The 24,238-nt window shown below is 59.6% G+C and carries 19 protein-coding genes; 6 read left to right on the top strand and 13 right to left on the bottom strand.

Translation table 11 applies throughout. The annotated features are described in order from the left end of the window. Window positions 1-12: 12 nt before the first annotated feature. The 7 genes from hflX to G5193_RS11175 form a co-directional block, all read right to left on the bottom strand. Complete coding sequence (gene hflX / locus G5193_RS11145) at window positions 13-1,299, bottom strand: ribosome rescue GTPase HflX (RefSeq protein ID WP_421206021.1); 1,287 nt, start codon at window positions 1,297-1,299, stop codon at window positions 13-15. Between the two features lie 63 nt (window positions 1,300-1,362). After that, entirely contained in the window at window positions 1,363-1,626 is a 264-nt protein-coding gene (gene hfq / locus G5193_RS11150) for an RNA chaperone Hfq (protein ID WP_005339045.1), read from the bottom strand. A 72-nt stretch (window positions 1,627-1,698) separates the two neighbouring features. Continuing rightward, window positions 1,699-2,628, bottom strand: coding sequence for a tRNA (adenosine(37)-N6)-dimethylallyltransferase MiaA (gene miaA, locus G5193_RS11155; RefSeq protein ID WP_421206022.1), 930 nt, complete (start codon window positions 2,626-2,628; stop codon window positions 1,699-1,701). Next, window positions 2,618-4,483: a DNA mismatch repair endonuclease MutL gene (gene mutL, locus G5193_RS11160; protein WP_421206023.1), complete on the bottom strand. Its 1,866-nt coding sequence runs from the start codon at window positions 4,481-4,483 to the stop codon at window positions 2,618-2,620. Before mutL ends, miaA begins: the two co-directional genes overlap by 11 nt. 179 nt (window positions 4,484-4,662) lie before the next feature. Further along, a complete protein-coding gene (locus tag G5193_RS11165) occupies window positions 4,663-6,354 on the bottom strand; it encodes an N-acetylmuramoyl-L-alanine amidase (RefSeq protein WP_421203501.1) in 1,692 nt (563 codons plus the stop codon). 23 nt (window positions 6,355-6,377) lie between these two features. Then, window positions 6,378-6,851, bottom strand: coding sequence for a tRNA (adenosine(37)-N6)-threonylcarbamoyltransferase complex ATPase subunit type 1 TsaE (gene tsaE, locus G5193_RS11170; RefSeq protein ID WP_227341987.1), 474 nt, complete (start codon window positions 6,849-6,851; stop codon window positions 6,378-6,380). A 10-nt stretch (window positions 6,852-6,861) separates the two neighbouring features. Next, window positions 6,862-8,373: an NAD(P)H-hydrate dehydratase gene (locus G5193_RS11175; protein WP_421206024.1), complete on the bottom strand. Its 1,512-nt coding sequence runs from the start codon at window positions 8,371-8,373 to the stop codon at window positions 6,862-6,864. A 60-nt stretch (window positions 8,374-8,433) separates the two neighbouring features. Here G5193_RS11175 and queG point away from each other — a divergent pair, with 60 nt between their 5' ends. Next, window positions 8,434-9,588, top strand: coding sequence for a tRNA epoxyqueuosine(34) reductase QueG (queG, locus tag G5193_RS11180; RefSeq protein WP_421206025.1), 1,155 nt, complete (start codon window positions 8,434-8,436; stop codon window positions 9,586-9,588). A gap of 111 nt (window positions 9,589-9,699) precedes the next feature. Then, the gene (gene ppgK / locus G5193_RS11185; RefSeq protein ID WP_111900698.1) at window positions 9,700-10,440 is read left to right on the top strand and encodes a polyphosphate--glucose phosphotransferase; all 741 of its coding nucleotides are present in this window, start codon (window positions 9,700-9,702) and stop codon (window positions 10,438-10,440) included. A gap of 104 nt (window positions 10,441-10,544) precedes the next feature. Here ppgK and G5193_RS11190 read toward each other — a convergent pair whose 3' ends face one another. After that, window positions 10,545-11,000 (bottom strand): hypothetical protein, encoded by a 456-nt coding sequence (locus tag G5193_RS11190; protein ID WP_421203498.1) that lies wholly within the window; start codon window positions 10,998-11,000, stop codon window positions 10,545-10,547. 505 nt (window positions 11,001-11,505) lie between these two features. Between G5193_RS11190 and metN the strand changes: the two genes are divergently transcribed. The 4 genes from metN (at window position 11,506) to rfaH (ending at window position 14,606) form a co-directional block, all read left to right on the top strand. After that, window positions 11,506-12,549: a methionine ABC transporter ATP-binding protein MetN gene (gene metN / locus G5193_RS11195; protein WP_005341087.1), complete on the top strand. Its 1,044-nt coding sequence runs from the start codon at window positions 11,506-11,508 to the stop codon at window positions 12,547-12,549. Continuing rightward, complete coding sequence (locus tag G5193_RS11200) at window positions 12,530-13,183, top strand: methionine ABC transporter permease (protein WP_005339070.1); 654 nt, start codon at window positions 12,530-12,532, stop codon at window positions 13,181-13,183. Before metN ends, G5193_RS11200 begins: the two co-directional genes overlap by 20 nt. Before the next feature lie 25 nt (window positions 13,184-13,208). Beyond that, the gene (gene metQ, locus G5193_RS11205) at window positions 13,209-14,009 is read left to right on the top strand and encodes a methionine ABC transporter substrate-binding lipoprotein MetQ (protein WP_005339072.1); all 801 of its coding nucleotides are present in this window, start codon (window positions 13,209-13,211) and stop codon (window positions 14,007-14,009) included. 96 nt (window positions 14,010-14,105) lie between these two features. Beyond that, window positions 14,106-14,606, top strand: a complete 501-nt coding sequence (gene rfaH / locus G5193_RS11210) for a transcription/translation regulatory transformer protein RfaH (RefSeq protein WP_323893940.1) — start codon at window positions 14,106-14,108, stop codon at window positions 14,604-14,606. Between the two features lie 59 nt (window positions 14,607-14,665). Here the strand turns inward: rfaH and G5193_RS11215 are convergent, their stop codons facing one another. The 5 genes from G5193_RS11215 to dgt all read right to left on the bottom strand — a co-directional run bounded on the left by G5193_RS11215 (window position 14,666) and on the right by dgt (window position 24,229). Next, window positions 14,666-16,642 (bottom strand): HAMP domain-containing methyl-accepting chemotaxis protein, encoded by a 1,977-nt coding sequence (locus tag G5193_RS11215; protein WP_421206026.1) that lies wholly within the window; start codon window positions 16,640-16,642, stop codon window positions 14,666-14,668. A gap of 39 nt (window positions 16,643-16,681) precedes the next feature. After that, window positions 16,682-17,893, bottom strand: coding sequence for an EAL domain-containing response regulator (locus G5193_RS11220; protein ID WP_216952920.1), 1,212 nt, complete (start codon window positions 17,891-17,893; stop codon window positions 16,682-16,684). Further along, complete coding sequence (locus G5193_RS11225) at window positions 17,874-22,124, bottom strand: ATP-binding protein (RefSeq protein WP_421206027.1); 4,251 nt, start codon at window positions 22,122-22,124, stop codon at window positions 17,874-17,876. Before G5193_RS11225 ends, G5193_RS11220 begins: the two co-directional genes overlap by 20 nt. A 221-nt stretch (window positions 22,125-22,345) precedes the next feature. Then, window positions 22,346-22,549 carry a hypothetical protein gene (locus tag G5193_RS11230; protein ID WP_245133436.1) on the bottom strand — a complete coding sequence of 68 codons (204 nt, stop codon included), beginning with the start codon at window positions 22,547-22,549 and terminating at the stop codon, window positions 22,346-22,348. Between the two features lie 315 nt (window positions 22,550-22,864). Further along, on the bottom strand, window positions 22,865-24,229 hold the full coding sequence (dgt, locus tag G5193_RS11235) for a dGTPase (protein WP_270820317.1): 1,365 nt from the start codon (window positions 24,227-24,229) through the stop codon (window positions 22,865-22,867). Window positions 24,230-24,238 lie beyond the last annotated feature (9 nt).

A 24,238-nucleotide genomic window follows, 5' to 3' on the forward strand; every position in this document is an offset into this window, starting at 1 on the left:
TCTATCAGAACATCAATGTCTGATAAAGCGTTGTAAACTCTCACCTTCCTGCTTTACGATGCGGTTCCAGTCGGCCACTTGCAAGCGGACTTCCAGCACGAAATCTCCCTCCTCGCTAAAGCCTTCCTGCTCAATGCCCTTCAACTGATAAAGCGCACTGCGCAATCTTGCTGCCGAGGGTGGCAACTGCAGGGTGTGGTGCACCATGGAGCCGGCCAGCAGTTCAGTCAGCGCCGTAAACAGATGCTCACAACCTTCACCAGTCTGAGCCGACAGCCAGACGCGCAATGGGCGCCCCTCGTCATCTCGCTCCAGACCAGCAGGACGATCCGCCAGCTTGTCGATCTTGTTGCAGATCATCAGCTGAGGCCTGTCGTCAGCTTCAATTTCGGCCAGCACCTGCTGCACGGAGTCGATATTCTCCTGCATCTGCTCATCGGCACAGTCCACCACATGCAGCAGCAGATCCGCTTCGCGGGTCTCCTGCAGGGTCGCTTTGAAAGCCGCGACCAGATCATGAGGCAAGTGCCGAATAAATCCAACCGTGTCAGCCAAAATCACATCACCCACATCCCGGATCACCAGTTTTCGCAGGGTCGGGTCCAGTGTTGCGAACAACTGGTCGGCAGCATACACGCTGGCAGCTGTAAGTTGGTTGAACAAAGTGGATTTTCCGGCGTTTGTGTAACCAACCAGAGAAACTGTCGGTACTTCGTTGCGGTTGCGGGCACGACGTCCCTGCTCCCGCTGCTTGGCTACCTTGTCGAGCCGGCGCAAAATCGCCTTGATGCGTTCCCGCAGCAGACGTCGGTCAGTTTCAAGCTGGGTTTCACCCGGACCACGCAGACCGATCCCGCCCTTTTGACGCTCAAGGTGGGTCCAGCCTCGCACCAGGCGAGTGGAAAGGTGGCGTAACTGGGCCAGTTCGACCTGCAGTTTACCTTCATGGGTTCGGGCGCGCTGGGCGAAGATGTCGAGGATCAGACCGGTTCTGTCCACCACCCGGCACTGGAACAGACGTTCCAGATTTCGTTCCTGGGCAGGAGTCAGGGCATGGTTGAAGATCACCACATCCGCATCCAGCATCTGGACCTGGGACGCGATCTCTTCAGCCTTGCCGCTGCCGACAAAAAATTTGGCACTGGGCGCACTGCGACTGGTGGTGATGACCGCCAGCGCATTGACTCCGGCCGAGCTCACCAACATCTTGAGCTCTTCCAGATCCTCCCGCTCACCCTCATCACTGAAGTTGACATGCACCAGAACGGCCTGTTCGCCAGCTTCATAACGGTCAAACAAGCGCTTGCTCCTTAACAGGAATCATGATGAATCTGAGTTGGCGAGTCGACTCGCCCAGGGATATCACGCCTCGGCATCACCCTGTTCATCAGCCGCGCCACCCGGAGTGGGCTGATGATGATTGACGGCACGGGCCGGTACGACAGTCGAGATGGCATGCTTGTAAACCATCTGGCTCACGGTGTTTTTCAGCAGGATAACAAACTGGTCAAAAGACTCGATCTGACCTTGCAGTTTGATGCCGTTCACCAAATAGATAGAAACAGGAATCCGCTCACGGCGCAGCGCATTCAAAAACGGGTCTTGGAGAGATTGCCCCTTAGCCATTTTTCTTTTCCTTATAGTTTGTTGTTTTTAAACACCGAATATCAATATAACAACCTGATTATACAGGGAGTGTCAAGCCGCACCAGCGCGAGCAAGCACGCGGTCGAGATTGCCAGACTCACCAGATTCCAACCAGGTCACATCGGGCCAGCCGCGCAACCAGGTCATCTGTCGTTTTGCCAATTGGCGTGTGGCAACAATGCCACGATAACGCATCTCATCATACCCCACTTCACCGCACAGGTAGTCCCACATTTGGCGATAACCCACACAGCGAATGGAGGGAAGATCCGGGTGCAGATCGCCGCGCGCCATCAGCGCACGAACCTCCTGTTCAAAGCCGCCTTGCAGCATCTTGTCAAAGCGCAGTTCGATCCGCTGATGCAGCACGGCGCGTTCGCTCGGGGCGATGGCAAACTGCAGCACCCGATAGGGCAAGCCCTCCCCCTGCACCTGCGTCAGCTCGGTAAGGGTCTTGCCGCTGATACGGTAGACCTCCAGTGCCCGAGAGAGTCGCTGCGGGTCATTGGGGTGGATCCGCGCCCCGGCCACCGGGTCGATGCGCACCAGCTCATCGTGCAGCGCCTGCCAACCGAGGCGGGCAGCCTCTTCCTCAATCCCGGCACGAACGGCGGGATCGGCGGAGGGTAATGGGGACAATCCCTCCAGCAACGCCTTGAAATAGAGCATGGTGCCGCCCACCAGCAGCGGAATGCGGCCACGGTCGGCGATCTCTTTCATCTCCCGCAGGGCATCCTTGCAAAAATCGGCAGCCGAATAGCTCACTGCGGGATCGAGAATGTCGATCAGCCGGTGCGGGGCCTGTGCCAGTTCATCGGCGGTCGGCTTGGCCGTACCGATATCCATGCCGCGATAGATCAGCGCCGAATCGACGCTGATGATGTCGCAAGGCAATACCTGGCACAATTCAATGGCGAGATCCGTCTTGCCGGAGGCCGTCGGCCCCATCAGAAAAATTGCGGTCGGCAAGTCACTCGCCATGTTCAAACTCCTCCAGCACGGTCGCCAGCGAAAGGGGGCGCACCATGCGAATGTCTGCCAGTTGGTCACTGAAATCGGTCACAAGTTCCGTCAGCAGACGACTAGCAGTTGAAAAATCGTATATCTTCTCGCGGCTTATCCCCTGCTCCACCAGCCATTGGCATAATACTTCAGCCTGCTGACCAGCATCACTGTCAGATCCGCCCTCGATAATTTGCAGCAATTCGGGTAACAGACGCACCAGATCGGTCTGGCGCAGCAGAGCCGGCACCCGAGTCAGGATCATGGCGTCGCGCCCCCCGCTTTTCAACTCCAGCCCCATCCGTTTCAGCAAACGCTCCTGCTCGGTCACCAGCGCGATCAAATTCTTCGGCAATTTGAAGGAGACCGGCAGCAACAGTGGCTGGGCCGCCAGTCCCTGACCCCAGGTCTCCAGCAGCCAATGGCGTAGCAGCACCCGCTCGGCGCGTACCAGCGAGAGCAGCGCCAGCTGATTATCCCGCTCGATCAACAGGTAGGCCTGCTCCACCAGTGTCAGGGCGCGACATCCCCCCTGTTTGGGTGACGGCACTGGATCAGTGGGCTGCACAGGAGCAGCCTCAGCTTCGATAGGTAGCGTAGTGAGCAGAGCGCCCATGCCGCGCATCGCCTCCCGGCTTGGGGGCTCGGGCGGTTGATAATTGCTGGCTCGGCCAGCCCCACCGCCCCCCTCCCGCACCTGTGCAGGCGCCCGGTAGCTGTGCTCGGCACCGTACCACTCCGGGCGTGGCGCCTGACCGGGATATTCAATCTGCGGACTGACCGGCAACTCGACCAGGGTTTCGGCCAGCAGCGCGTCCTGATGAGCGGCGCTGACTCCTTCGCGGCGCAGCGCAGTAAACAGCGCCTGAAAGATAAAGTCGTGGATCAGTCGCGCCTGATGGAAGCGCACCTCATGCTTGGCCGGATGGACGTTGACATCTACCTGACGGGGATCCAGCTCGATATAGAGCACATAAGCGGCGAAGCGGTCGGGAGGCAGCAGCTCGTCATAGGCCTGACGAATGGCGTGGTTGATGAGCTTGTCGCGCATCATCCGGCCGTTGACATAGGTGTATTGCAGGTCGTTTTGCGGTCTTGCCCCCTCCGGAGTCGCCAACCAGCCCCACAGCCGCACGTCGCTATGCTCGCTCTCCACCGCCAGCGCATGGTGCATGAAGGGGGTGCCGCAAACGGCGGCGAGACGTCGCTCCTGCTCCGGCACGGTATTGGCGGCCTTGTACTGGCGCACCACCTTGCCATTGTGGCGCAGGATCAGGGTGGCATCGAAGCGGGAGAGCGCGATGCGGCGCACCAGCTCGTCAATATGGGCAAACTCTGTCTTTTCGCTGCGCATGAATTTGCGCCGCGCGGGGGTATTAAAGAAGAGATCCACGACCTCCACCGTGGTGCCCACCGGATGGGCCGCAGGCTTGATGGTGACGCTCATCTCGCGCCCTTCCGCCTGGGCTTGCCAGGCTTCGGACTGCTCGGCGGTGCGGGAGGTGAAGGTGAGACGGGAGACAGAGCTGATGGAGGCGAGCGCCTCGCCACGAAAACCGAGGCTGTTGATCCCTTCCAGATCATCCAGCGTGGCCACCTTGGAGGTTGCATGACGCGACAGCGCAAGTACCAGCTCATCTTTGGCGACGCCGCAGCCGTTGTCACGGATGCGGATCAGCTTGGCGCCCCCCTTGTCGATGTCGATCTCGACCCGGTCGGCCCCCGCATCCAGGCTGTTCTCCACCAGCTCTTTCACCACAGAAGAGGGCCGCTCCACCACCTCTCCGGCTGCAATCTGGTTGGCCAGAATGGGTGGCAAAATACGGATCGGCATCATTTACTCCTGAATTTCAATCTTGCGGATAGAGAGCCGTTCCACCACCTCTCCACCAACCGGAATCTGGTTGGCCAGAATCGGGGGGTAATATACGGATCGGCATCACTTGCTCCTGAATTTCAATCTTGCTGATGGTATTGGCTAACAGCGAGAGCGGTATCACCCGCTCCCGCGCGTCAGTTTTGCGGAATGTAGAGCACCTGCCCTACCTGAATATTCCGCGATTTGAGCTTGTTGATCTCTACCAGTCGCGCCTGACTCACCCCATGCTTCTCGGCAAGGCGGGAGAGACTCTCCCCCCGCTTGACCACATGGCGGATCATCTGCGACTTGTCATCACTGCGAACGGGGGCGGCAGCGCGGCTCTGCCCCTGCTGGGGAATATAGATGGTCTGACCAATCTGAATATCCCGGCTGCGCAGCTGGTTGATCTCTACCAAAGTGGATTGACTCACTCCATGCTTCTCGGCAAGGCGAGAGAGACTCTCGCCACGTTTGACCACATGGCGGAGCATCCGAGATTTGTCATAGTCGCCCACATTGCTAACCGGCGCACCAGAATCTTGCGCAGCCTCCGAATAGGGCTTGATCACCCCGGCACCTGAACCGGTCGCAGCCGCGCCGTCACGTACTGTCGCTGGCATCTTATTGGTCACCACCGGCTGCGACTGCACTGGCTTGGGCTGGCTCACCGGCTGCGAAGCTACCGGTGCAGAGCGAGTGGTCGCGGCAGGCCTGCTCGCCTGTCCCTTGCCGGTCAACATGGCTCCCTTGGTCGGGTGGGCGCGGTAGTAGTTGCGGATCCCCTCGAAAATGGCGCGGGCCAGCTGATCCTGATAGCTTGAGGTAGCCAGCAGCTTCTCTTCCGCATGGTTGGAGATAAAGCCGGTTTCGACCAGCACCGAGGGAATATCCGGCGCCTTCAGCACAGCCAGACTGGCATGCTCCGGGGCCTTCTTGTGCAGTCGGGCAACCTTGCCCAATGAGCGCAGGATCTGACGGCTGACGTCGTAGCCTTCGGCACGGGACTTGTCCATGGAAAGGTCTAGGAAAGTTTGCGCCAGATAGGGATTGGGATCGGATTCCGCCAACACCTTGCCGACCCCGCCCAGCAGCTCGCCCTGCTTCTCCTGCTTCTCCAGCCAGCTGCCCATCTCGCGGTTGGCACGGTTGGTCGAGAGGACCCAGACAGAGGCGCCGCGCGGAGTGGAGTTATGGAAGCTGTCCGCATGGACCGACACCAGCAGATCCGCCTTGGCCTTGCGGGCGATCTCGGAACGCTTGTTGAGGTCGACGAAATAGTCGCCACGACGGGTCAGCACGGCGCGCATCCCCGGCTCGCGGTCGATCAGCGCCGCCAGCTTCTGGGAGACTGCCAGCGTAACTCGCTTCTCATAGGTACGACGCGGACCGATGGAGCCCGGGTCTTCCCCACCGTGGCCCGGGTCGATGGCAATCACCACCCCCCTGCCCTTGCCACCGACGGGCGTGGATTGCACCGCAGCCGCCGAGCGCTTCTCTTCATAAGGCAGATCGATCACCAGACGGTGACCATAGGGCCCGGCTGGTGCCAGCGGAAAGACCACCGGCTTGATGGCGGAGCTGAGATCAAGCACCAGCCGCAGGCCCCCCTTCTCCAGCGGAGTGCTCTCACGTATCTTGCGCACCAGCTCGCTGTTGTTCTCGACCCGGGCCAGATTGGTGGCATTGCTCGCCCCTTTCAGATCGATCACCAATCTATCGGGGCCAGCCAGGGTGAAGTAGTTGTAGTTGGGGGCACTGCTCATATCGAGCACCACCCGGGTGTTATCCGGTGATGGCCAGATTCGCACACTCTTGAGCTGATTCGCCCAGGAGGGTAACGCCATCAAGGAGAGAGCAATAACAAGGATCAAGCGCACGTAGATGACAACCGTTCCAGAATGGCTTCGCCAATAGCAGTGCGGGCCTCTATCAGAGCCTCGCGCTGCTCGCCTACATAAGTAAGGGTAATTTCAAGGTCAGGAGCCGGTAACCAGCCCTCGCCCTTCTCGGACCACTCCACCAGACAGAGAGTATTGGCGGCAAAATAGTCCCGAATGCCCATGAACTCCAGCTCTTCCGGATCAGCCAGACGATAGAGATCGAAGTGATAGACCTGCCAGCCATCGAGTTCGTAGGGCTCGACCAGGGTATAGGTCGGGCTTTTTACCTTGCCCTGATGGCCAAGGCCCTGCACCCAGCCGCGGGTCAGAGTGGTTTTACCAGCACCAAGCGTGCCATGCAAAAACACTGTGGTCGCCTGCTGGCAGGCCTGTGCCAGACGGCCACCCAGTGCCACGGTTGCTGCCTCGTCCGGCAGTGTCATCATCAACTGTTTTGCCATGTTCTTCTTTTTAACTTGTAATGGTGTCGGGATTAACCAGTTTGCGGATCAGCGGCAGCAGATCTGACGCCAGCATGCCCCGTTCGCCGTCAGCGGCGGCCTGATCTGCAGCCTCGCCGTGGATCACGGCGCCCAGCCAGCTTGCCATGGTGGCAGACCAGCCCTGGGCCAAAAGGGCGGCGATTATACCAGATAACAGATCGCCCATGCCGCCACTTGCCATGCCTGGGTTGCCTTCACAACAGAGTGCGACCCGCTCGCCGTCATAAATAAGTGTCCCCGCCCCTTTTAACAACACCACACCGCCATAGCGCCGCTGCAGCGCCTGCACGGCGGAAAACCGGTCGGTTTCAATGTCGGCAATGGTGCATCCCAGCAATCGCGCAGCTTCGCCGGGATGGGGCGTGAGCACCCAATTATCCTGATGGCGGGGAGATTGCGCCAGCCAATTCAATCCATCGGCGTCCAAAACCAGTGGCAGCCGTTCGGTGAGATAACGGGCGATTTGCGCGCCTCCCCACTCATCCTGACCGAGGCCGGGGCCGATGACCCGCACCGATGCCCACCCCTCATCATCAGCGCTGGTAAGGCTCATCAGCTCCGGTTGATAGAGACTGACCGGCGGATGTTCCGGATGCTGACACACCCGCACCAGCCCGGCCCCTGCCCTTAGACAAGCTCGGGCAGCCAGCACGATGGCCCCCTGCATGCCGCGATTGCCCCCCACCAGCAGCACCTTGCCATAAGAGCCCTTGTGAGAAGCGCGCTGGCGCGGGGTCAGCTGCGTGCTGAGCAGCGGATAATCGATACGCCAGGCGGCAGGCAACATAGCGTCATCCGGCGTCACGCCAAGGGGATCGCAGTCGAGCTGGCCGACACAATCCACCCCGTCGCCGGTGAGCATCCCCTGCTTGATACCGATAAAGGTGAGGGTGCGAGTCGCTCGTACCACAGCCCCCATGGCACGGCCAGTATCGCCATTGAGGCCGGAGGGGAGATCCACCGCCAGCACGGGCACAGCCAAGCCATTGATTGTTGCGACGATCTTTGTCAGTAGTGGCGAGAGGTGCGTGTTGACGCCGGTGCCAAGCAGGGCATCGACCACCAGATCCGGGGCGGAGTGTTGGTCCTTATCAAACCGCTCGGCCAGCCAGACCCTGCCACCGGCCGCCAGCCACTCATCGGCGGCCTGTTTGGCATCCCCCTTCAGCTGGTCGGGTGCCCTAGCGGCAATCACCACCACCTCGATGCCAATCTGGCGGGCAAGACGGGCCAGCACATAGCCATCACCGCCGTTATTACCGGGGCCGACGAAAATCCACCAGCAGCGACTGTCGGGCCAATGCAGAGTGGCATAGGTGCGCAGCTCGGCACCGGCTCGCTCCATCAGGGCATAGAGAGGTTGCCCCTCTCGCGCGGCCCAGTTGCGCTCCAGTGCGCGGATCTGTTCAGTCTGCCACAACCCCTGTGGTAAACTGCTCCCCTCTTTTGTGCCCAACGCGCCCCTGATGATCTCTACCATGACGGCTCCCGCCTTTTATCAATCGACCCACGCCAGCAAACACCGGCCAGGCCAAGCCGCATGAGCACACCTGACTTCCACCAGCTGGCCCACGATATCAAGCTCTGGGCACGGGAGCTAGGATTTGACCAGGCGGGCATCACCGACACCGACCTGCGTATCGAAGAGCCGAGATTGCAGGCCTGGCTGGATGCGGGCTATCACGGCAGCATGGATTACATGGCACGCCACGGCATGATGCGCGCGCGCGCCCACGAGCTGCTGCCAGGCACGGTGCGGGTGTTGTCGGTGCGGATGAACTACCTGCCGTTCGAGGCAGGCTTTGCTGCCACCCTGCGCGATCCGACTCTGGGCTATATCAGCCGCTATGCTCTCGGTCGCGACTACCACAAGGTGCTGCGCAACCGGCTCAAACAGCTGGGTGATCGCATTGAAGCGCGCTGTGCCGAGCTGTTTCAAGGCACTGAAGAGACCTTGGGTGAGTGGCGTCCCTTCGTCGACTCCGCCCCCATCCTCGAGCGGCCACTGGCAGCCAAGGCGGGCCTAGGCTGGGTTGGCAAACACTCACTGCTGCTCAACGAATCAGCCGGCTCCTTCTTCTTTCTCGGTGAGCTGTTGCTCAACCTGCCGCTGCCGCTCGACCAGCCAGTGGAGAAGGAGCAGTGTGGCAAGTGCGTCGCCTGCATCAACATCTGCCCGACCGGCGCCATTGTCGCCCCCTATGTGGTGGATGGCCGCCGCTGCATCTCCTATCTCACCATTGAGAATGACGGCCCAATTCCGGAAGAGTTCAGGCCCTTGATGGGCAACCGCATCTACGGCTGCGACGACTGCCAGCTTATCTGCCCCTGGAATCGCTACGCCGATGCCAGCCCGGAACCCGATTTTAGCCCCCGCCCCAGCCTGCACCGACCGCCCCTGCTGGCGCTGTGGTGCTGGAGCGAGAGCGATTTCCTCAAACAAACTGAGGGGAGCCCGATCCGCCGCATCGGCTATCAACGCTGGCGCCGCAATCTGGCAGTCGCCCTTGGCAATGGCCCGGCGACCCCCGAGGTGATCGCAGCCCTGCAACTGGGGCTGACCACCGCCGAACCCATGGTGGCCGAACATATCGAATGGGCGCTGGCCACCCTTGCCCGGCGTCAGGATGACGAGAACAAGAAGACCCGTTTGCTGATCCGCTGCATCGAAAAAGGTCTGTCGGATCACGCATAAGTGATCTGCCCCTTGCCGGATTGCAGCACTTTTTTCATGCTCTGCCGACCTGCAGTGCCCATAACAGCGTGGTCACTGCAAACTGGTCGGCACACAACAAGGACAACACAGATGCAAATGTTGGGAGTGGATATTGGAGGCTCAGGGATCAAGGGCTGTCTGGTCGATACCAAAACCGGCGAATTGATTGGCGAGCGCCATCGCATTGCCACACCGCAACCGGCCACCCCGGCTGCCATCGCCCATACCCTCAAGGCGCTGGTCGAACACTTCGACTGGAAAGGACCGGTAGGCTGCGGCTTTCCTGCCACCATCCACAACGGGGTTGCCAAGAGTGCCGCCAACATCGACAAGAGCTGGATCGAAACCGATGCCGAGCATCTGTTTGCCGATGTCACCGGCAAGCCCTGCTATGTGCTGAATGATGCCGATGCCGCCGGTCTGGCCGAGATGCGCTTTGGCGCCGGCAAGGATCGCAAGGGGGTCATCATCCTCATCACGGTCGGCACCGGCATCGGCACCGCCATCTTCGTCAACGGCCATCTGCTGCCCAACACCGAGCTGGGCCATCTGATGCTGGAAGGAATGGTCGCCGAGCACTACTGCTCCGATGCGGCGCGCAAACGGGAAGATCTCTCCTGGAACCGCTGGGGCAAGCGTTTCAACAAGTATCTGGCGCGCCTCGAGTTTCTCTTCTCCCCCGACCTCTTCATTCTGGGGGGCGGCAGCGCAGCCAAGCTGGATAAGTTTGTCGATCGCATCGAGACCCGGGCGCCGCTTATTCCGGCGGCCAGCCTCAATCAGGCGGGCATTATCGGGGCCGCCCTCTACGCGGCCGAGCAGCAGGGCTAACCGACGCTCACTGCAAGTCAGCAGATACCAATGGAAAGGGCTCGGCACTGCTGCCGGGCCCTTTTGTTTTGCGGCCATCTTGCGTGTTTGGTGCTTATCACCCGCTACATGTCGTCGAGTCGATGCACTCCGTGCACCAGTCGGGTCAGGCGGGTCTGCTCCAGCTTGGCCAGATTCTCGAGCAATGCGGTGGTGGCCGGTGTCGGGCACTCCCGGGCCAGATGACTCAGTTCGCTCACCAGCTGCTCTTCCCAACGGCATACCTGAGTGACGATATCCTGGGTCTGGACTGATGCCGGCAGCTCGAAGCGGGTAATGGCAGGCAGCATATCCTCGCTGAAACTCTGGTTCAGCCAGGTCTCCCTGACCGCCTCTCCCAGCTGAGCGGCATATTCGTGCAGATGGGCACTGGCCGCATCCTCACGCCCTTGCAGATAGACCAGCAACATCCGGCTGCGTTCGCTGTCCACCTGACTGATCAAACGCCCGTAACAGAGTCCGAGCTGGTGGTGAACCTGCTCAAGATAGTGCAGCAACTCTTTGATCTGTTGGAATCTCATCGCACTGCCCTCCATGCTTGTCGACATCATCAGTATAAAAAACCGGCGCCACCGACCCAATCCCTATCCGTGCCCCCCTTGCGCTGCATCAAGGTTGACGCCGACAAAATGGCGATCAGGTGATCCGGTCACGAATAGGGAACGATTTGTGCAGCAATTTGTGTAACGATGGAGGAGCATCAGGCTCGATAGCCGATGTGAACAGAAACGGGCTGGCACACTAATAAAACCAGCATTTACCCGGCATAAACCATCTTTAATTTGGTAATGTGCCGCAGGGACGAAACAGGATCTGGAAGAGCAACAATACCATCCTGATCGTTATCCGCCTGACAGAAATCCTTATCACTTTTTTAGACGTCTAGACGTAAAAACATGCGTTGACATGGCCATCCAGACATCTTAGCATCATCCTCCATGATGACAGAGTAACCCAGTGGAACCTCTGCCCAATTTCCCCGCCTGTAGCGCCCTGTGCTTTAAGGCTGTTAGCACGGAAGAATCCATGATTAAGTTGATCGGTCTCAACAAAGTCTACGGTACAGGCAGTGACGCCGTGCACGCCCTGCGTGATGTGAGTCTGCATGTACCCCAAGGCAAAATTTTCGGGGTGATCGGTGCCTCCGGTGCCGGCAAGAGTACCCTCATTCGTTGTGTCAACCTGCTGGAGCGCCCGACAGAGGGCCAAGTCATCGTTGATGGCCAGGATCTGGTCGCCCTGAGCGAACGGGATCTGACCCAGGCTCGCCGCCAGATCGGGATGATTTTCCAGCACTTCAACCTGCTTGCCTCCCGCACCGTGTTTGCCAACATCGCCTTTCCGCTGGAGTTGGCAGGCTGGAGCAAAGAGAAGATCCAGCAACGGGTTGCCGAGCTGCTGGCGCTGGTCGGGCTGGAAGCCCGTGCCCAAGCCTATCCGTCCGAGCTTTCCGGCGGTCAGAAACAGCGCGTCGCCATTGCCCGCGCACTGGCTCCGGCCCCCAAGGTACTGCTCTGCGACGAGGCCACCTCGGCCCTCGACCCGCAGACCACCCGCTCGATCCTGACCCTGCTCAAGGAGATCAACGTCAAGCTGGGGCTCACCATCCTGCTCATCACCCACGAGATGGATGTGGTGAAGGGGATCTGTGACGAAGTGGCCATCATCAGCGACGGCCGTCTGATCGAACAGGGCGAAGTGGCCTGGTTCTTCAGCAATGCCAAGACCCAGCTGGCGCGGGATTTCATCCACTCCACCATCCATCTGGAGGTACCGCAGGAGTATCAGGATCGGATGAGTGCGGAGCGGGTGCCGGGCAGCTACCCGCTGGTGAAGCTCGGCTTTACCGGCAGCACGGTCGATACACCGCTGATCTCCGAGGCGAGCCGCCGTTTCAATATCGATATCAGCATTCTGAGCGCAGACATCGAATACGCCGGTGGCGTCAAATTCGGTTTCCTGCTGGCCGAGCTGTTCGGGGATGAAGCCCAGTGCGAGGCAACCCAGCAGTTCCTCATCGACAACCACATTCAGCTGGAGGTAATGGGTTATGTCCGAAGCCATGATTAATCTGCTCATCACGGCCCTGGGCGACACCCTTATCATGGTGTTTGCCTCCGCTCTGTTCGGCTGCCTGCTGGGTCTGCCGCTCGGCGTGGCCCTTCATGTGACCAAGGCGGGCCAGATCCTGGCCAACCCCTTGCTCAACCGTACTCTGGGCATGGTGGTCAACGTGGGTCGCTCGGTGCCCTTTATCATCCTGCTGGTCGCCATCATTCCGCTGACCCGGCTGATTGTCGGCACCAGTATCGGCACCATCGCCGCCATCGTGCCGCTGACCGTCGGTTGCATCCCTTTCATTGCTCGTCTGGTGGAAGGGGCCCTGATGGAAGTGCCGGACGGCTTGCTGGAAGCGGCCAAGGCCATGGGCGCCAAGCCGTTGCAAATTATCACCAAGGTGCTGCTGCCCGAGGCTCTGCCCGGCATCCTCAACAGCGTCACCATTACCCTCGTCACGCTGGTGAACTACTCGGCCATGGCCGGGGCCATCGGTGGCGGTGGTCTGGGGGATGTGGGTATTCGTTATGGTTATCAACGCTTTGACCCGACCGTCATGCTGGTGACCGTGGTTATCCTGGTAGTACTGGTTCAACTTATCCAGAGCGCGGGTGAGCGCCTGGTCAACAAATGTGATCATCGTTAATCGTCGATTTCTGACAGGAGGTTTTATGAAATTTGGCATCAAATCCGTTGCGGCTGCCCTGCTGGCTGGTCTGGTTCTGGCCGGTTGCGGTCAAAAAGAAGAGAGCAAGGTTCTGAAAGTGGGCGCCATTGCTGGCCCCGAGACCGAGCTGGTTGAAGTGGCTGCCAAGGTCGCCAAAGAGAAATACGGTCTGACAGTCGAGGTGGTCAACTTCTCCGACTACGTCACCCCGAACGTGGCACTGAACGATGGCAGCATCGACGTCAACGCCTTCCAGCACAAACCCTATCTGGATGCACAGGTGCGTGATCGCGGCTTCAAGCTGGTGCCGGTTGGCAACACCTTCGTCTACCCGATCGCCGGTTACTCGAAGAAGATCAAGGCGCTGAGCGAGCTGCAAGATGGCGCCCAGATCGCGGTACCAAACGATCCAACCAACCTGGGCCGCTCCCTGATCCTGCTGGCCAAACAGGGTCTGATCACCCTGAAAGATGGTGCCGGTCTGGAAGCGACCGTGCTGGATATCGCCAGCAACCCGCGTAACTTCAAGATTGTGGAACTGGAAGCAGCCCAACTGCCGCGCTCGCTGGAAGATGTGGACTTGGCCATCATCAACAACACCTTCGCCGGTCAGATTGGTCTGACCCCGACCGAAAACGGCCTGTTTGTTGAAGACAAAGAGTCCCCCTACGTCAACCTGATCGTCGCCCGCGACAACAACAAGGATGACGAGAAGGTCAAACAGTTCGTACAAGCTTTCCAGACCGATGATGTCTACAAGAAAGGTCTCGAGCTGTTCAAAGGCGGCCTGGTAAAAGGTTGGTAATTGCTCACTCGGCAAAAAAGGCCACGCAATGCGTGGCCTTTTTTATTGGCGCCGCTATCATATCCGCGAGCACGGCAACACGAACATACTCATAACATGAAAAAATGGTATCTGGCCTACTGCAAGCCAAAAGAAGAGGCCCGCGCCCGCGCCCACCTCGATGCCCAGGGTATCGAATCCTATTACCCCATGGTGGAGATCGAGAAGCTGCGCCGGGGCAAGCGAGTTCCGGTACGGGAACCCATGTTCCCCAACTATCTGTTTATCTTCGTTGATTTGGAAGAGGTGACACCGGTCACCCTGAAATCGACCCGCGGCATCAGCCGGATCATCCACTTTGGCAGTGAATGGACCCCCATCAACAGCAAGCTGGTCTATCAGCTGATGAGCCGCGATGACAGCGACGAGGCGAGAGCCAGCTACGCCAGCCTGCCCTGCTCGGGCGACAAGGTGCTGATTGAAGAGGGGCCGTTGGCTGGATTCGAAGCCATCTATATGGAGCCGGATGGAGAGAAACGTGCGATTTTGCTGGTCAGCCTGCTCAACCGGGAGACCACCAGCAGCTTCGACAACCACACCTTCAGGCGTCTGGACTAAGCCCATGGGCCAGACGGCCCGGTGCATGGCAATAGCAATGGCGGGATGATCCCGCCATCTCACGCATCAAGATCAAAGCGGGCGATGACCGCCTTCAGCTTGCCGGTATCGCCAGCCAGTCTGGCTACGATCTCCTCCCCCTGCTGACTACGCTGACAGGATTGCCGACTGAGCGCGGCAATGTCGTCGACCGTCCCGGATACCTCGGCGGCCACCCGCGACTGCTGCTCGGTTGCCACCGAAATGGCCTCCAGCTGGCCCGACAGCGACTGTACCAGCTGGTTCATGGCACTCAGGGTATCTGTCACCAATCCAACGGCATCCCGCCCTTGCTCCACCAACCGGGTACCGCTGCTGACGGTACTCACCGTCTGGCGAGTCTGCTGGGAGATGGCCGCAATAGTCTGGCTAATCTCGGCGGTTGATTGATGGGTGCGGGTCGCCAGCTGGCGCACCTCGTCGGCCACCACCGCAAAACCGCGCCCCTGCTCGCCTGCCCGCGCCGCTTCTATCGCCGCATTGAGTGCCAGCAGATTGGTCTGCTCGGCTATAGTGGCGATCACCTCGGTGATCTGCCCCACCTGTTCACTCTGATGCTCCAGCAGCCCCATGGCTTCGTTGGCCTGTCCAATCATGGCGGCAATCTGCTGCATGGTATCGCTCATTCGCGCCAGCGCAGCCTCTCCCTGACGGGTCTGCTGCTGCACCTGCTGGGCACTATCCGCCACACCGGCAATGTTGCCAGCCACATCACGGGCACTGACCGACATCTGATCGATAGCTGCCGCCACCGCATCGACCCGCTGATCCTGCTCCGTCAGATCCGCCACTATGGCTCTGGTTGTGTTGCCCACATCAAGACAGGCCTCTTCGACCTGCCCCACAGCCCCCTGCAACTCGTCGACCAGATCACGTAACTGGGCAGACATCCGGTTGATGGAGCCGGTCAATCCACCCAGCTCATCCTGACCCGTTATCGGCAAGGGCTCGGCCGCCAACCGACCATCCGCAACCAGCCCCGCCCGGATCACCAGACTGGCAATGTCACGGGTCAGACGACGGCTAAAGAGCCAGGCGACCAGCATGCCAAGCACGATGGCACTGCCGGTGGCCAACAGCAGTGTCTGGTTGATGGCCCTCCCGGCTCCGGTCATCTGCGCCGAAATCTGATCCACCTCGGCGCGGGTTTTATTCACCTGCTGGACCAGCTGCTCGCTGAGGCTGGACTGCATCGGCTCGATGTCGGTGGCCATCAGGTAGTTGGCCTGATCCCAATCCGGCGCCTGGCGCTTCTCGATCACCTGCCCCACCAGCTCGGAGAAGGGGGTCGCCATCTCTTCAAACAGCTGCCAGAGACTGCGCTGGGTCTCGGTAAAGAGCGCGGCTTGCTGTTTCACCTCAGCCACTCGCTGCTGATGAAACTGGTAGTAATCCTGATATTTGCTGCGGTATTCGGGATCGCCTGAGATAAGAAAATCCCGCAGGGCGGAGAGGGAATTGGCGAGGCTGTTGTAGGCATCTCCCACCTGTTTGAGCAACATGCGGCGATCGCCCGCGAGTTGATCCTGCGGAGTGCCAACTTCTTCATTGGCAAAGGATTGCAGCTGATCGAGCGCCGCCTCTGCCAGCGGACCCGCCTCCTGCAGCATCAGGGTATGAGCGGGCAGATTCTCTTCGCTCTGGGCTATGGTCCACACCTTCTCCTGATGGCTTTTGAAGGTCTCGAGAGACTTGGCGAGCGCCGGGCTGAAGGCCTGATGGGCGATGGCCTGCCAGGCCGACTCCCACTCCAGCTTGAGGCGGGAAGCCTGAGCCGGATCCTTGCCGAGGATCAGATAGCCACGCAGGGCAGAAACGGTGGCCACCAGTGCTTTCTGGCTCGCCTCATCCCGCTGCAGAGCGGGCAGCGCCTGCTCCAACAGGGTGTGTTGGGCCTGATTGATCTGGGTCAGCCGGTAATAGACCAGCGCGGAGGAGAGCAGGATCAGCAGGTTGATAAAACCGAAGCTGAGCAGCAACTTGCTTGAGATTTTCATGAACATCCTTGTTCAAACGGAGGGATCAAGCCAACAGAATCAGATAGATATCAGTGTAGGCAATCTATCTTGCCAAGCCCGGTGCCACTCTTGCAACTCGCTGCGTGGCATCGGTCTGGCAGAGAAGAACCCCTGACAAACATCGCAGCCCAACTTTGCCAGCAACCGCCAGGTCTGCTCATCCTCTACCCCTTCAGCCACCGACTTGAGGCCCAACTTGCGCGCCAGCTCGATACTGGACTCGATAATGGCCAGACGGGATGGGTCTTCAAAACAGCGGTCGACAAAGGAGCGATCCAGCTTCAGTTCGGTAAAGGGCAGCAGCGCCAGTTGCTGCATGGAGGAGTAGCCGGTACCGAAGTCATCAATGGCGAGGCCAAAGCCGTGCATCCGCAGCCGGGTCAGCACCTCCAGCGACTTGCCCAGATCCTGTACAAAGGCGCTCTCGGTCACCTCCAGGGTGATAAGCTCGGGGTTGATGCTCCAGCGTTGACACTGATTGATCAGGGAGTTGCACAAATCGCCCTCGATCAGCGAGGTAGTGGAGAGGTTCATCGACAGATTGAGCGAGAGTCCGGTCTCTTCCCACAAGTGACCATCACTAAGGGATTTGCCGATGATCACTTCAGTCAACTGATCGATCAGTCCGTTGCGCTCCGCCAGTGGAATAAAACGCCCCGGAGAGATCAGGCCGTACTCCGGGTGCTGCCAGCGGGCCAGCGCCTCCATCCCGACCCACTCGCCGGATGCAAAACTCACCTTGGGCTGATACCAGGGCAGCAACTGATCCTGCTCGAGTGCACGGCACAACTCATCCAGGCCGATCCTGTGCCCCTCCTCCTCCCTGGCAGGCTCCTCCCGGGGGGACCAGGCATCGATCAGCAGCTTGAGCTGCTGCTGGGTAGAGGGTTTCTCTATGCGACCGAGCACCTGCAAGCCATAGGCGGCACTCATCCGCAACACGGCCTCCACCACATCGTCTTCAAGGGCGCTGGAGAGGATAATCCCCCCGCGAAAACCGCCCAGTGACAGGCGGCGCAGCAGCGCCATGCCATCCATGCCCGGCATCCGCAGGTCGCAAAACAGGATATCGACGGCGTGTTGCTGGCTCAGTACCAGCGCCTCGGCACCATCGGCCGCCTCCAGCAGATTCTGGTAACCCAGGCTGCGGACCTGGTGCAGCAGCGCCTTGCGCTGAAATCCATGGTCTTCCACGACCATAATGACCAACTCATGTTGTGCTTTTTTCATCGAGCCATAATCCAATGTCGTGGGCGATCGCCGTCATCAATAGCTGCACCTTGCCGGTCAGCTCATCCAGTTCCTCAAGCTGCTTCAATCTGGCAGCCGACTCCAGCCTAGCAGCCTGTGTGGCCAGCTCCTGCAGCCCGACCATGCGGGCTGCCCCCTTGATCCGGTGGGCAGTTTCTACCAGTACGTTGAAATCATGGCAAGCCAGCGCAGCCATCATATGAGCCCCATCCTGACGATTGGAGTCGAGATATTCCGCCGCCATCGCCCGCGCCGTCGGCTCATCGCCAAACAGGGTCAACCAGCGTTCAGCCTGAACGGCCAGCACATCATCGACCGCCGTCACCTCTGTACCGCCCGCCGGTACCGACTCAGCGAGCCAGTGTGCCAGCAGCTGGCGCAGGGTATCCAGCGGGTAGGGCTTGAACAGCATGTCACTCATTCCCGCTTCCACCATACGGGCATGGGCCTCTTCCGAGGTATCCGCCGTCACCCCAATAATGGGCGCCGTCACGCCCGCAGCCCGCAGCGCCTTGGTCAGGGCATAGCCATCCATCACCGGCATGTGGCAATCGGTCAGCAACAGGGAGAATGGCTGCCCCTGCCAGGCCCGCAACGCCTTCTCGCCATCTTCCACTACCTGGGATTCAATTCCGAGGATAGCCAGTTGTCGTGCCAGCAGGGCGCGATTGACCGGATGATCATCGGCCACCAGCACCCGTCCTCCCAGCTTGTCGGCCAGCGCAGGCAAAACCGGGGCGACCCGTTCCTGCAGCAGTTCGAGACAACTCTCCAGCAGCAGGTCCGGGTAGAGAGGAGAGAGCCCCAATCGCCACCACAACTGACCGCCGATCCGGCCGCGAAGGGCCTCGTTCGGTGACGCTATGATCCCTCTCAATGAGACATGCTGCAACCATCCCTGCCACTCACCGCCGAGGGCCTGCTCCAACCACAGCTGATCAGCCAGCAGCAACCCTTCCAGTGAGCGGTTGAGCTGGCTGGCATCCAGATGCCTTAGCTTGGCGCCCAACCGCCGCATGGCCGCCTCGAGGCTGGCATCGGCGCTGAAAAACCACCATTCGGTGCCAGCCAGCGGGGGCGCATCCCATTGAGGGTTGGTCAGCGGCACGGTAAAGCGGAAACGGGATCCCTCTCCCGCCTTGCTGGTCAGGGTGAGTTCGCCCCCCATTTTGCGCACCAGCTGATCACAGATTGCCAGCCCCAGCCCGGTACCACCAAAGCGGCGATTGATGTCGGACTCCACCTGCTCAAACGGAGTGAACAACAATGCCTGTTTCTCCTCGGCAATCCCGATACCGGTATCGCGGATACTGATAGCAAGCTGATCGCGCAGGTAGCTGACCCGGATGGAGACCTCCCCCTGTTCGGTGAACTTTACCGCATTGTTGAGCAGATTGGAGATCACCTGACCGACCCGTACCCCGTCGATATCGGCCCAATCAGGTACATGCTGGCCCCACTCCAGCGTCACGTTGAGCCCCTTGCTATGGGCCAGGGTAGCGTGGCCACGGATCGCATCGCAGATCACCGTCTGCAACCGGCTGACCTGACAATGCAGTTGCAACTGACCCGCCTCGATCTTGGAGAAATCGAGTATGTCGTTGACCAGATAGAGCAGGTTGTTGGTCGAGGTGACCACATTACGCACCATGTAACGTTGATCGTCGTTGAGCTCGCTCATTTGCAACAACTCGAGCATGCCGTGCATGCCGGAGATGGGGGTGCGTAACTCGTGGCTCATGGTGGCCAGAAAGCGGCTGCGCGCCTGCATCGCCTGCTCGGCATAAGCACGTGCCTCGCGCAGCTCATGCTCCTGCTGCTTGAGGGCCGTGATGTCCTGAATCACCCCGTTGAGGATCAGCGCCTGCTGCTCCTGACGGACAAAATTGCCGCGTACCTGCAGATAGCGATCCCCGTCAGGGCGCTCCACCTTGACCTCCAGATCGAGGGGGGCCAGGGTCTCGGCATGGTTGGCCACCTTGCTGACAAACTCCTGCAGGGCCTGTTCGGTAAAGCCAAATACCTCACCACCCGATTCAGCGTTAAATAAATCCTGATGAGATACCCCCAGGATCTCGTTGGCCCCCTGAGAGGCATAAAGAAAGCGTCCCTTGCCCGGCCCCAGCCACAGATACTGGTAGACTACGCCGGGCATGCTGTCGGTGATCTGGGTCAGGCGAGTTTCAGCCTGACGAGCACGCTCCTCGGCTTCCTTGATACGGCTGACATCGGTCAGCACTGTCAGCACACCCCGCATGTTGCCATCGGGGTCCCGGTAAGGGCGCTTGGCATAGATAACATGAAAAGGGGTGCCATCGGCACGCAAGCTATTGCCGGCCCCCTCCAGCTCCTGGCCGCTTTGCCATATCCGGCGCTCCTCTTCCAGCACGCTCGCACGCAGGGGCTCGGGGATGCTTTGCAGGTCGTCAAGCGCCTCGCCATTGACATCAACGAGAAAGGCATCGCGATAAGCCCGGTTGCAGAGGGTTATACGCTGCTCGCTGTCGCGCAATGCCACCATGGTCGGCAATGAGTTGAGCAGGGTCTGTACAAACAGCAACTGTTCGTTGAGTTTGCTCTCTGCGATTTTCCGCTGCGCAATCTGGCGACGCAGGCTGCGGGCCCAGAACATCACCAGCAGACCGCAGGTCAACAAGGCCACTCCGCCCAGCGCCAGCCACTTGTAGAACTGGCTGTAATCGGATTCGACATTTACCGAAACATTGAGCCAGCGCCGCTCCAGCAGTTGCCACTCCTCATCCGTGATGGTCAGCAACAGCTTGTCCATGATCCGCAGCAGCTCGGGCTGCCTGATATCAACGGCCATGCTGATGGGCACGGAAAACTCGGGGGAGCTCAGCACCACCTGATACTTTTCGTTGAAGCCCTTCATGGCCTGCTGCCCCAGATTGGTCATGGTCAACAGCACATACTCGGCTTTCCCCGTATCAAGCAGGGTAAGCAGCTCGGTATCCTTGCCCACTTCAATGACGTTGCCACCATGGGCGCTGATAAGAGAAGCTTCATAAGAACCGGTCACGCCACCAATCAGGCGCCCTTTCAGCTCCGCCAGCGACTTCAACGGGCGTGCGCCGCGCCGGGATACCACATAGCTGTCGAATTTAAGGTAGGAGGAGCTGAAGGAGGCAAATGCCTCGCGATCCCTGAGCGGTGTCATCAGGGGGATCAGATCCACCTTGTGCTGTTTCAGCAGAGCCAGAGACTCTTGCCAGGTGCTGGTCGGCTCAAGTTCAAAGCGGATCCCCGAGCGCAGACTCAACAACTTCATCAAATCTGCCGCATAGCCGTGCAACACCCCTTCGTCATCAATCTCGCTGATACCGGCAAACGACGGCGCAACGGCAAACCTGACCACCTTGCTCTTCTTCTTTAACCAGGCTACCTCGTCTGGTTCCAGCAACAAACCCGCCTTGAAACGGCTGTCTTCCTGATTCAGCCGCAACCGGGCATCAGCCACCGGGATCCGCTGGTAGGCCTGCCAGATGCGATCCGTCAGCGCCGGGTCATGGGTACTGGTTGCAATGGTCAATGCACTACCGGGGATCCAGTCCGGGATCACAATCCCCATCGACTCAGGCAACCGCTCCATCTCCATGGCAATGATCGGCCCCAGAGCCAGATAAGCATCGGCCGCCCCCAGTTTGACCATATAGGTCGCCTCGTCACGGCTCTCCAGCTCGGTCACATGAGGCATCCCCAGTCGCGCCAGCTCATTGCAACTGCCAAAACCGCGAATACAGACCCAGCGAAGCTTGCGCGCCTGTTCCAGGGTCAAACGTTGATCCGGATGGCGCATCAAGATGGCGCGGGCGTAGGAGCCCAGATAGCCAATATGATTCATCCCCTCCAGCTCGAGCGCATCGAGCTCGACCCCGATCAAGGCATCAACTTGGCGTCTGTTCAGCGCACCACGGGCATCCACATAGGAGTTGTAGGAGACATAGCGCAGGGAGACCCCCATTTCTGCCGCAATACGCGAGGCCAGCTCCTTGAGCGGACCGGCATAGCGCTGATTGGGCAGTTCATAGAGGAACGGAGGATAACCACCACGGGGCACCCCGACCACCAACTCTTCATCAACCGCACTCTGGTGGTCCGCCACTGCCTTTTCCAACTGGGGAACAGCAACAGCAGGCAGGCCGGAAAACAGCAGCAACAGGGGGAGAAAAAGCTGACGAAAGAGTGACATGAAGTCTTGTCCTGATGAGTAAAACAGATAGGCCACCATATCTAATCTTGCCGATCCTGGCGGAACAAGGCGAGAAAACATACGCATCTGTCACAAACGGGGCAGAGAGGATAGTGCCGGGGCACAGAAAAGTGAATAAAAAATCAACCTGCAAACACAAAAATGGCAGGCATTACGCCTGCCACGTCACCACGGGGAGAGCGTTTACCCTCCCCTATGGATCAGGTTATTCGATTCCCGAGCCGAAAGCCGGTTTGATACTCGCTTTCGCGGATATGGGCGATCTGTCCCTCAAACCCTTCCAGACCAATATCTTTCAGCAGGGCAGGTGACAGATTGACCACGGCGAGACGACGCTCGACCCGGGCAATCCTTCTCTGGACCAGGGATTCAACACTGCGCAGTAAAACCAGTTCGATAGACATGACATTCTCCAGTTGAACATGCGGTTCTCCCGGAGAAAGTGGATATCACCCTGCGGGACGAACCGCGGGTGATAAAAAGACAGGGGTTACCTGTTTACGCCACGCGGTAAAAGAGCACGAGATTTCACGCCGCACGCAGTGCCGCGAGAGAATGCAATATTGAGCATCAGATGTTGCATTTTCGTCTCCTTACCGGGTAAAAGTTGAACAGATTGCAGAAGTCTAAAAAATATCCGAATTTAAAACAAGCCTCTTGCGACTCCTTTTTAAACGTTTTTACGGCATTTTATGCTGCCCGACAGGGAGCCTGGGGCATCAGATCCCCGAGAGTAGCCGGTACTCTTCCAGTACATAGGTATCCGTCATGCCGCTGACATAATCGAGCAGCAGCCGCACCCGGTAATACCACTCCTGCTCGTTCTGGCAGGCAAAGCGCGGATCCGGGGTGGCGATCGCCAATCGATAGGCCTTGAGATGGCGGGCCGAGAGACGGTGATAGAGGCGGCGCGCAAAGAAAAGCGCCTGACTCCCCTCCCCGGCCAGCAGACGGGCAAACTGTGGCGCTGGCAGCGACAACAGGCAGGCATAACTGGTCAGCACCCCGCGCAGCGCCGCATACCCCTCCAGCTCAAGCGCTTCCACCTCGGGGCGCATAAAGACCAGCTCACGGGCCACCCGCTTGAGGATATCGAGCACCCGCGCCGCCGGCGCCTGACCGTGCAGCAGCGCTTGCGGATAGGATCCCTGCAAAATGGCCTGATGTTCGCTGACATAGCTCTGCGCCGCCAACGCCACCAGATCCCGGGTCAGCTGCTGGCGAAAATGGGGGAAAAAGCCCCGACCAGAAGCCAGCGCCTCATCCAGCAAGGTGCCCATGTAGTCACTCTGGTCAGCAGCTCGCAGCGCCGCCAGCAGTTCACCCTGAGTCAGGATCCGCCGATCTACCGCATCTTCCAGATCGGCGATGCAGTAGGAGATGTCATCGGCCGCCTCCATGATGTAAACCAGCGGATGACGGCAGCCGGGGGCCAGACCCAGGCTCTGACCGAGGGCGCGGTAGAGCGGCTGCTCACTGAAGAAGATGCCCCGCTTGCTGCTCCAGCCATGATGCTGGCCATAGCTCACCCCGGGTTGCGGCTGCTGCGGGTATTTGCAGAGCGCCGCCAGTTGTCCGAGTGTCAGGTTGAGCTCGTGCAAGCTGTGCACCAGCCGCAGACTCTGGGCGTTGCCATCAAACAGTTGCAGATCCTGACGCAATTCAGCCCACTGGGCCGAAGGTGGCTGCGCCAGCGCCTGCTGATAGAGGGGATCGAGCATCTCGCCGAGCCACTGGCTCATCACCTGCTCGCCAAAGTGGCCAAACGGCGGGTTGCCCACGTCATGAAGCAGGCAGGACATCTCCACCAGATTGATAAAAGCCCCTTCGCAGACCGTGCCTGCTGGCAAGGCAGCCAGAATGCGGCGGCTGATCTGGCGGCCGGTCTCCTGCACCTCCAGCGAGTGGGTGAGACGGCTGCGCACCGAGGCCTTCACATCGAGCGGAAAGACCTGGGTCTTCTGCTGCAACCGACGCACCGGCGCGGCCTGCACGATACGGGCGCGATCCTGCTCGGTCGCCTCCAGCAGCTCCTCATTCCCCCAAGGGTGGATGCGCGCGGGGGTAATCAAACGGCTATACATCTCGCAGCT

This window comes from Aeromonas sp. 601027, from assembly GCF_049174455.1.
In the GTDB taxonomy this organism is placed as follows: Bacteria; Pseudomonadota; Gammaproteobacteria; order Enterobacterales; family Aeromonadaceae; genus Aeromonas; species Aeromonas veronii_A.

Excerpts from the sequence above, each read along its gene's own strand:
- hfq (WP_005339045.1), bottom strand. The coding sequence starts at position 1,626 with ATGGCTAAGGGGCAATCTCTCCAAGACCCGTTTTTGAATGCGCTGCGC.
- miaA (WP_421206022.1), bottom strand. The coding sequence starts at position 2,628 with ATGGCGAGTGACTTGCCGACCGCAATTTTTCTGATGGGGCCGACGGCC.
- mutL (WP_421206023.1), bottom strand. The coding sequence starts at position 4,483 with ATGCCGATCCGTATTTTGCCACCCATTCTGGCCAACCAGATTGCAGCC.
- G5193_RS11165 (WP_421203501.1), bottom strand. The coding sequence starts at position 6,354 with ATGGCGTTACCCTCCTGGGCGAATCAGCTCAAGAGTGTGCGAATCTGG.
- tsaE (WP_227341987.1), bottom strand. The coding sequence starts at position 6,851 with ATGGCAAAACAGTTGATGATGACACTGCCGGACGAGGCAGCAACCGTG.
- G5193_RS11175 (WP_421206024.1), bottom strand. The coding sequence starts at position 8,373 with ATGGTAGAGATCATCAGGGGCGCGTTGGGCACAAAAGAGGGGAGCAGT.
- queG (WP_421206025.1), top strand. The coding sequence starts at position 8,434 with ATGAGCACACCTGACTTCCACCAGCTGGCCCACGATATCAAGCTCTGG.
- ppgK (WP_111900698.1), top strand. The coding sequence starts at position 9,700 with ATGCAAATGTTGGGAGTGGATATTGGAGGCTCAGGGATCAAGGGCTGT.
- G5193_RS11190 (WP_421203498.1), bottom strand. The coding sequence starts at position 11,000 with ATGAGATTCCAACAGATCAAAGAGTTGCTGCACTATCTTGAGCAGGTT.
- metN (WP_005341087.1), top strand. The coding sequence starts at position 11,506 with ATGATTAAGTTGATCGGTCTCAACAAAGTCTACGGTACAGGCAGTGAC.
- G5193_RS11200 (WP_005339070.1), top strand. The coding sequence starts at position 12,530 with ATGTCCGAAGCCATGATTAATCTGCTCATCACGGCCCTGGGCGACACC.
- metQ (WP_005339072.1), top strand. The coding sequence starts at position 13,209 with ATGAAATTTGGCATCAAATCCGTTGCGGCTGCCCTGCTGGCTGGTCTG.
- rfaH (WP_323893940.1), top strand. The coding sequence starts at position 14,106 with ATGAAAAAATGGTATCTGGCCTACTGCAAGCCAAAAGAAGAGGCCCGC.
- G5193_RS11215 (WP_421206026.1), bottom strand. The coding sequence starts at position 16,642 with ATGAAAATCTCAAGCAAGTTGCTGCTCAGCTTCGGTTTTATCAACCTG.
- G5193_RS11220 (WP_216952920.1), bottom strand. The coding sequence starts at position 17,893 with ATGAAAAAAGCACAACATGAGTTGGTCATTATGGTCGTGGAAGACCAT.
- G5193_RS11225 (WP_421206027.1), bottom strand. The coding sequence starts at position 22,124 with ATGTCACTCTTTCGTCAGCTTTTTCTCCCCCTGTTGCTGCTGTTTTCC.
- G5193_RS11230 (WP_245133436.1), bottom strand. The coding sequence starts at position 22,549 with ATGTCTATCGAACTGGTTTTACTGCGCAGTGTTGAATCCCTGGTCCAG.
- dgt (WP_270820317.1), bottom strand. The coding sequence starts at position 24,229 with ATGTATAGCCGTTTGATTACCCCCGCGCGCATCCACCCTTGGGGGAAT.